Genomic DNA, 6,734 nt, shown 5'->3' on the forward strand with positions numbered 1-6,734 from the left:
TCAATCAGGCAGCTTAATTCTATTTATTAGGTGTCTTAAGTTTGGGAGGGTTACCACGTAGCGGTGATAAAGTTTTATTCAATTGAAAATTTATCCTATGATAAATAGAATTTTAACGTTGATATTCTATTTTGACCACTTACATTATCAACCCTTTGTAAATTGATTCCGATTCATGAATTGAAGTGTAATGCACTGTAGAGTCAATTGATATTTTCCCAGTTTTGGGATCGATATTATATTTTTCCCAAGATACGATATATAAGACACCTTCAAACATGATTGAATTAAGAATCCATAGTTCAAAATCCTGATTCATATAGAAAATACGTTCATTATATGAATACTCATTAAATTCATATTCATAAATATTGATAGAATCAACCTCTAACCCATCAATATTCGTATTTAACTCAAGTGTTTTAGTAGAATAATCACCATCATCATTCTTTGACCCTAAGAGCAGTCTAGTATTTAGCATGACTTTACTGTTAGCACCTGAGAAACTATCAAGGTTTATACTATCAAAACTATAATTACTAACTTTGTCGTAATATAAGCATTTTTCGGGGTAAGAAAGATTTTCAGCTGTACATGATTTTTCTAGTAGAGGTATAAATTCTTTATCAGAAATTTGTCTGATACCCATACCTGTAGAGTGTAAATCTGTAGAACTAAGTTCTTTAGATAATGTTTCATTTAAAGGAGACGAAGTTTTTGTTTCACTTGTATCTACACTACAGGAGCAAAGTGTGGCCATTACAAATATTAAGCTATATTTAAACATATTATTCTCTAATTATTTTTACGCGCTTTTCATCGAACATTGAATGCAAATGGCTGTCATGATAGGCTGCTAGATAGCATGGGTGAGGAAATGTATCAATACATGAACTTCGACCGTATGTCAGAGCACACTGAAGAATAGGACAAGATTAATGTGGCTCAGTTGACCTAATCTTGAGTACATAAGCTTTTAAAATTGAAAGCCTTATACTTAAAACAAGAAAACCCCGTGTCATCATGATGCGGGGTTTTTTGTTGGGTGTGGGTAGGTATAAGCCATATTCGTTTGCTATGAGTGATATATTTCAAAATTTTCACAAAATTTATTCTAATCACATGTTTTAGTATTCATAATGTTTTTATCGTGAGTTAAGCATAGTTTTTTAGTAGACACTACAAATACTACTATCATCTAAATTATTGGATACGGATATACTGCTAATAGTATTAGGATCCGTGTCTGTAATAGTATCAGGATATCTGTCTGAAACATTAAAAGTCAATGTATTACCTTGAGCATTGGGTCGAGTCGTATAATATCTATTTGTCATATAGTAGCTTTCATCACCCATATTGCTTGTATATTCGTGATACTCGACTTCTGGATGGGTACTCAAGAGTTTAGAGATGTTATCGTTTACCTTAAAGCCTTTACTGGTTTGGTAGCTAGAATCGAAAAATTCAACTGAGATTAGAGTGTCACGCAAAAACAGCAATTGAAATTCTGAGTTGCTACTATCCATAGAGCACTCATTGATAGTGTGCTCTAAATTTAAAGACATACCTAATTTAGATTCAATATCTTCAATAGTATCGAGTAGAGTAAAGTTTTTAGTACCACTCGCTGTAATAATTTTATCGCTGACAGTATTGGTTCTAATAGGTTCTACATCACTACTTTTCTTGAAATTACTTTGCACTTCTGTGGCTTTGAGGTCACCTGAATCATTATTGTTTATTTTTTCAGCACAAGATGCTAAAAATAAGGTTAGCAAGATAGGTAATATTAATAATCTTATAAGCATATATATCCTCTTAACTTTCTAATAATTAAAACTTACCCATTAACCACAGCCTTCAAAATAACGAATATATGGATTATAGTTAAGGCTCATGCTTGATACTTCTCCATTTACAGTATCATAGCGCATGCCTATCTTTTTAGAACTATCAGTCCAATATATAAAAATAGGATCATCAGTATGTGGACTATCCAATGTTTCGTCAGGCTGCTTGTTGTGTAGCTTCATTACCGTTTCAACAGTATCTCCAATTTTGACACCCATATATGATGTAAAACTATCAAAATTGGTAGTACCACCTTTAGAGACACTGACACCAGTTAACAGATCACCAAAAAACTGAAAAGATAGTGAGTATTGATGATCTGGATACAGATTAGAGTTTGCGAGGAAACAGTTATCAACACCTTCTAACTGACTCTCGAATTTAGTAAATTCATTCGGTTTAAACTTTTGTCCTAGAGAAATATTACTAATACCATCTTTGTTTAAAACATATTTTTTTTGATTAGATTTAACCAGCTGAATACTTTCTGATGCATTCTTTATTTTACTACTAGTCAATTCTTTGGGCGTTGAGTTGGAATATTTTTTTTCTTCGAGATCTTTAAGACGTAACCAACCTGTCTTTGAACCCTTTAGATAAGAAGTCTCTACCCAATCATCTTTAGTAGATAGTACCTCAATCTCATCACCTGCTATAAAATATGATGAAGTCTTAGAATTAATATTAGGCTGCTTATATATAAAAGCTCTTTCTACATTTATAATATATTCTATAGCATGTAATTCTGAATCTGCATTTATTTTGGATATTTGTTGATTTTTATCTTTAAGTAATATTGCATGTTTACGAGCAGAAACACCTAAGTCAGCAGGAAACTCTTTAAGCATCCAAATTACTTTTTTTTCTTCTAAAGTTAAAATTGCTTTGCCTTGTATGTTATCGAATGAACTATCAAATGTTATTAAATATTGATTATCACCTATAGCAAAGCCTTGAAAATCGTTAAGACAGTCAATTTTCTTACCATACCTACTAATATAGCAATATTTACCTTCAATATTGGATGTAGATAAGTCATCTATATCTACAGATAAAGACGAGATAGGTTCCTGATTAGAGTCGTAAGTATCGACGCTCCATTTACCGAGATACTGTGAGTAGTTGCGACTGTCTGACTGATTAGAGGTAGTTAAGATATTATTTTGTTGATGATTGACCGTTTCTGAACTACAACTGGATTGAAGTAATATTAAAAATGATAATACAATCAATTTTTTAAAAACAGTCATAGTTGATTCCTTATACTCTTTGTCACAAATTAATCTAATTGTGTAAAATACTGTGGACTAAGTTTCAAATATTAGCATTCAAACAACTTTCAACTCTATTGAGCCAACCTTTAATATATTTACTATTTTTAGGTCTCTGTCTTACAAGCATATGGTAATATTCTCTTCGAATAGCCGCTATTCTCTCTAGTAATAGTTTTTGATTCTCAACATTGTTTACGGCTTGTATAGTTTTGGATCCGATAGCGCCATCAATAATACCAACGTCTTGCTTGAATTCGTTAGTAAGTAATTTTTGAACCTCTTTTCCAGCCCCACCCGAAGTAATTGACCAATCATATATCATTAAACCAACCTTGTCGTTTTCAACTTTACAAAAACCTTTAGGCTCCCAATACCTTTTACGATAAATGATCTCAGCTTGTTCAGATGTTATATTTTTTAAGTTATTTTTAGTTGGCTCAAGACCTAAATCAGATTTAGCATATGTCAACCATGTTTTCCACGCAATACCCATATTTGTTTTACCGCCTTTATCAGTCGGATCATCAACATAACCACCTTCGTGACGAAGAATAATTTTAGATACTCTATGAAATTTCTTTGTACAGTCATCTGTAGGTTGAACATTCTCGTTTTCAGGTTCTTTATGAATAACATCAATATCTTTAATATCTGCTACTAATCCTTGAAGATGGAGATGATTATCATGCCCTCGATAAGGTCCACAATGTGGCAAAATATAACTCTTATTTATACCTGCTTTAGGATTAGTAAAATATACACTAAGCATTTTTACTATTGAATTGTCAGGTCTTTTTCTTTTGCCCCAACCAAACTCATGCATAGTATTAACAAGTCTTATGTTTCTCTCATGATCATATTGAGAATCATAATTATGATCGTCTAATATCATCTCTAAAGCTTTTTTGTCTTTTCTAAGATATCTTATATCAATGCATTTACCATTAGTATGACTACTACTAGGGCCAGGGCTTCCGTCAATTTTACTAGCTCCGTTAAAAGAGATATCATCATATCCTAATTTACATAGCGCTCCTAAAAATGTAGCCATCGCAACCCCAGACAAATAATAGCGTTGATACTCTTTAGAATTCATAAATATATTATAGCTGACTTTGCCTTTTCTATATTTTGACAATCTTTTCTCTTTTTCAACTGATGATATATTATTGTCATCAATCTGACTGCCATCATATTTACTACTTTCACTATCTCCACCAATATTAACTAAATATACATCTTTTCCTCCACCGTAACGTGGCGTTTTAATATATTTAGTTTTCCCTAAATAGTGTTTACTGCCACCTTCATCGTAATAAACGAATGCAGCATATTTTTCTGCTTTGGGGTGCTGACGTTCTATACGTCCATCAAAATAAATATGATAAACAGTCGTATCACTGTCATAGGTAATTTGTTCGACAGGGTTCCCCTTTTGATTATTACCGGTTTCTTTCTTCACATCTAATTTGGGTTCATCAACTTTACCCTTATTTTGGGTAGGATTGGTATTAGATGGTGTAGTATCCTCCTTATCACCAAATAATGTGTCATATAACTTCTCACTTGCATCAGTGACACTTTCCATCGCCTCAAGTGTTCCTTTTATTATTTTTTGCTGCCCATCCTTGATAGCTTCTTCTGCTCTATCAATCATAGCGTCTGCTTCATCATGAATATCTTTAACACTATCCCAAGCTTTATCGTACCAGGGTTGCTCTGAATCTACAGGTTCACTACCCTTAGTTTTTGTAGCAGGCGGCTTCGTCGAAACTGATGGAGAAGGCTTATCTTCCGTTTCTTTGCCGACATCACCGATTTGAACTGGGACTTTTAACCAATGACCTGCGAATATCTTATGAATACTTTTTATTTTTGGATTCAAACGCTTTAATGTTGCAATGTCCGTGTTATGTTTTTTAGCAATACTTTCTAAGGTATCACCTGTAACTACTTTGTAATCTTTACGCTTGATACTACCTGCTTCGTTGCCATGTTTTTTTAGTTTTGAGTCAATTAAAACTGCACTGATTTTAGCCTTAATTTTAAGTCTATTTTCTTTAACTGGTGGTAACGATATATTTCCAGCTTTTTTAAAGTCTTTAGTTCCTATTTTTACATAAAGACAAAGCTTAGTATGGATAGGTTTAACAAACTCATAAGTTGCCCCTTTACTATTAGTTTTACCTTTAACGACGTGTTCCTCTTCCTCATTACTGTTAACTGCTGTGACCTTGTATTCAATATTTTTCAGAACTTTGCTTTGCGCATCAAGCAATACAAACCATGCAGTAAGCTTTTTTTGACTATTTGACATTATTCTTCATCCTCTAAAAAAGCGATATCTTCTGCGGGCGCATTACAAGCACATTCTGCGTCTGAGTATTCGAACTCTACTTCATCAATAGTCTCAGGCTCTTCATGTTCTGTATCAAATTCTACACTCCAGTTATCTAAGTATCCTACTAATACCTCAACTTCTTGAGACTCCATTGACATCAACCGACCAGTCCGTCCATGTTCATCTAACGTTCCTTCAACTATCTGACCATCACCTAACATTGCTACGTAATCAACCTCATCAAAATTTGCATTCACAAACAAATCATAAACATCGAGTTTATTACTAAACAGCGGAATAGTATCAGGCATCATCGGAAGCGAGTAATTGGCTTTTGCCCCCGCAACCATCTCTTTCTTCACCGCTTTAATCTTAACCGTGCCCGGGCAGACCAGCTTAATACCACTATCATCGATGGTAATAGAAGCCCCAGCTGACGTTTGTAGCTTAATCCGCTTCGGACTTGAGAGGTTGACCTGTCCCGACTCACTACCGATTGTCATACTTTGCTGACTATGCAGTTGCAACTCACCGCCTTGTGCTTGTATCGCCACAGGTTTGGTATTGGCACTGATATGTAGCCCTGATAGACCCGCTTGACCACCGACGCCTGAGAGTGAATCAATCGTATTTGCCGCCAGCGTATAACTACCTGCCACCATATCTGATTGCGTGCTGCCAGACTGTCTCACGATCGTTTTCGCTGTCCACAGTGTATTGCTGCCCGATGCGAGGATACTATCTTTGCTTACGAGCAGCACATCTGCTGCGCCAAGCACTTCAGTATTCAACGTCTCATCGATGATTTGTGCCGTACTCTTAAACCCTTCTATCGACGCTCGGGCATTACTGAGTGCCTCCGTCGATTGCAGGTGTGCGTGCTTGGCCTCCACTAATGTCTCGCTCAGCTCAGCACCTAACTTTAACTGCTGCTGTCCTGCATCATTGACCCACGCAGACTCATGCTCAGTTTGCGTGTGTCTGATATTAAAGGTAGAGAGTAGTACTCCTGTATCACCACTAATCTGTAGCCCATGATCGGTAGCGACATTGATGCCTTGACCACTATCATTTGATTGATGATTGCTAAAGCGGTGGCGTAGTGTACCCAATGCAACGACATGCTCATCAGGGGCGAAGGTCGCATTAGAAGTGATGGTGGGTGTCTCAGCATTAGCGCGCGCACCAGTATTCACCGTCCACTGTAGACTGTAGTGGCATAATTAAATTGGACAACTGCTAAGAGGCTATACTAACCCAAAGAA

5 protein-coding genes are annotated in these 6,734 nt (G+C 35.4%); all 5 read right to left on the reverse strand.

What is annotated here, in order from left to right:
• Window positions 1-139 precede the first annotated feature (139 nt).
• A complete protein-coding gene (locus EI164_RS13850) occupies window positions 140-787 on the reverse strand; it encodes a hypothetical protein (protein ID WP_192520515.1) in 648 nt (215 codons plus the stop codon).
• Window positions 788-1,169: 382 nt separating this feature from the next.
• The gene (locus tag EI164_RS13855; RefSeq protein ID WP_192520516.1) at window positions 1,170-1,811 is read right to left on the reverse strand and encodes a hypothetical protein; all 642 of its coding nucleotides are present in this window, start codon (window positions 1,809-1,811) and stop codon (window positions 1,170-1,172) included.
• 39 nt (window positions 1,812-1,850) lie between these two features.
• A complete protein-coding gene (locus EI164_RS13860; RefSeq protein WP_192520517.1) occupies window positions 1,851-3,104 on the reverse strand; it encodes a hypothetical protein in 1,254 nt (417 codons plus the stop codon).
• Between the two features lie 64 nt (window positions 3,105-3,168).
• Window positions 3,169-5,445 carry a glycosyl hydrolase 108 family protein gene (locus EI164_RS13865; protein WP_192520518.1) on the reverse strand — a complete coding sequence of 759 codons (2,277 nt, stop codon included), beginning with the start codon at window positions 5,443-5,445 and terminating at the stop codon, window positions 3,169-3,171.
• Entirely contained in the window at window positions 5,445-6,665 is a 1,221-nt protein-coding gene (locus tag EI164_RS13870; protein WP_192520519.1) for a DUF2345 domain-containing protein, read from the reverse strand. Before EI164_RS13870 ends, EI164_RS13865 begins: the two co-directional genes overlap by 1 nt.
• Window positions 6,666-6,734: the final 69 nt, after the last annotated feature.

Origin of the sequence: Psychrobacter sp. FME13 (genome assembly GCF_014861395.1) — a bacterium.
Classification (GTDB): Bacteria; Pseudomonadota; Gammaproteobacteria; order Pseudomonadales; family Moraxellaceae; genus Psychrobacter.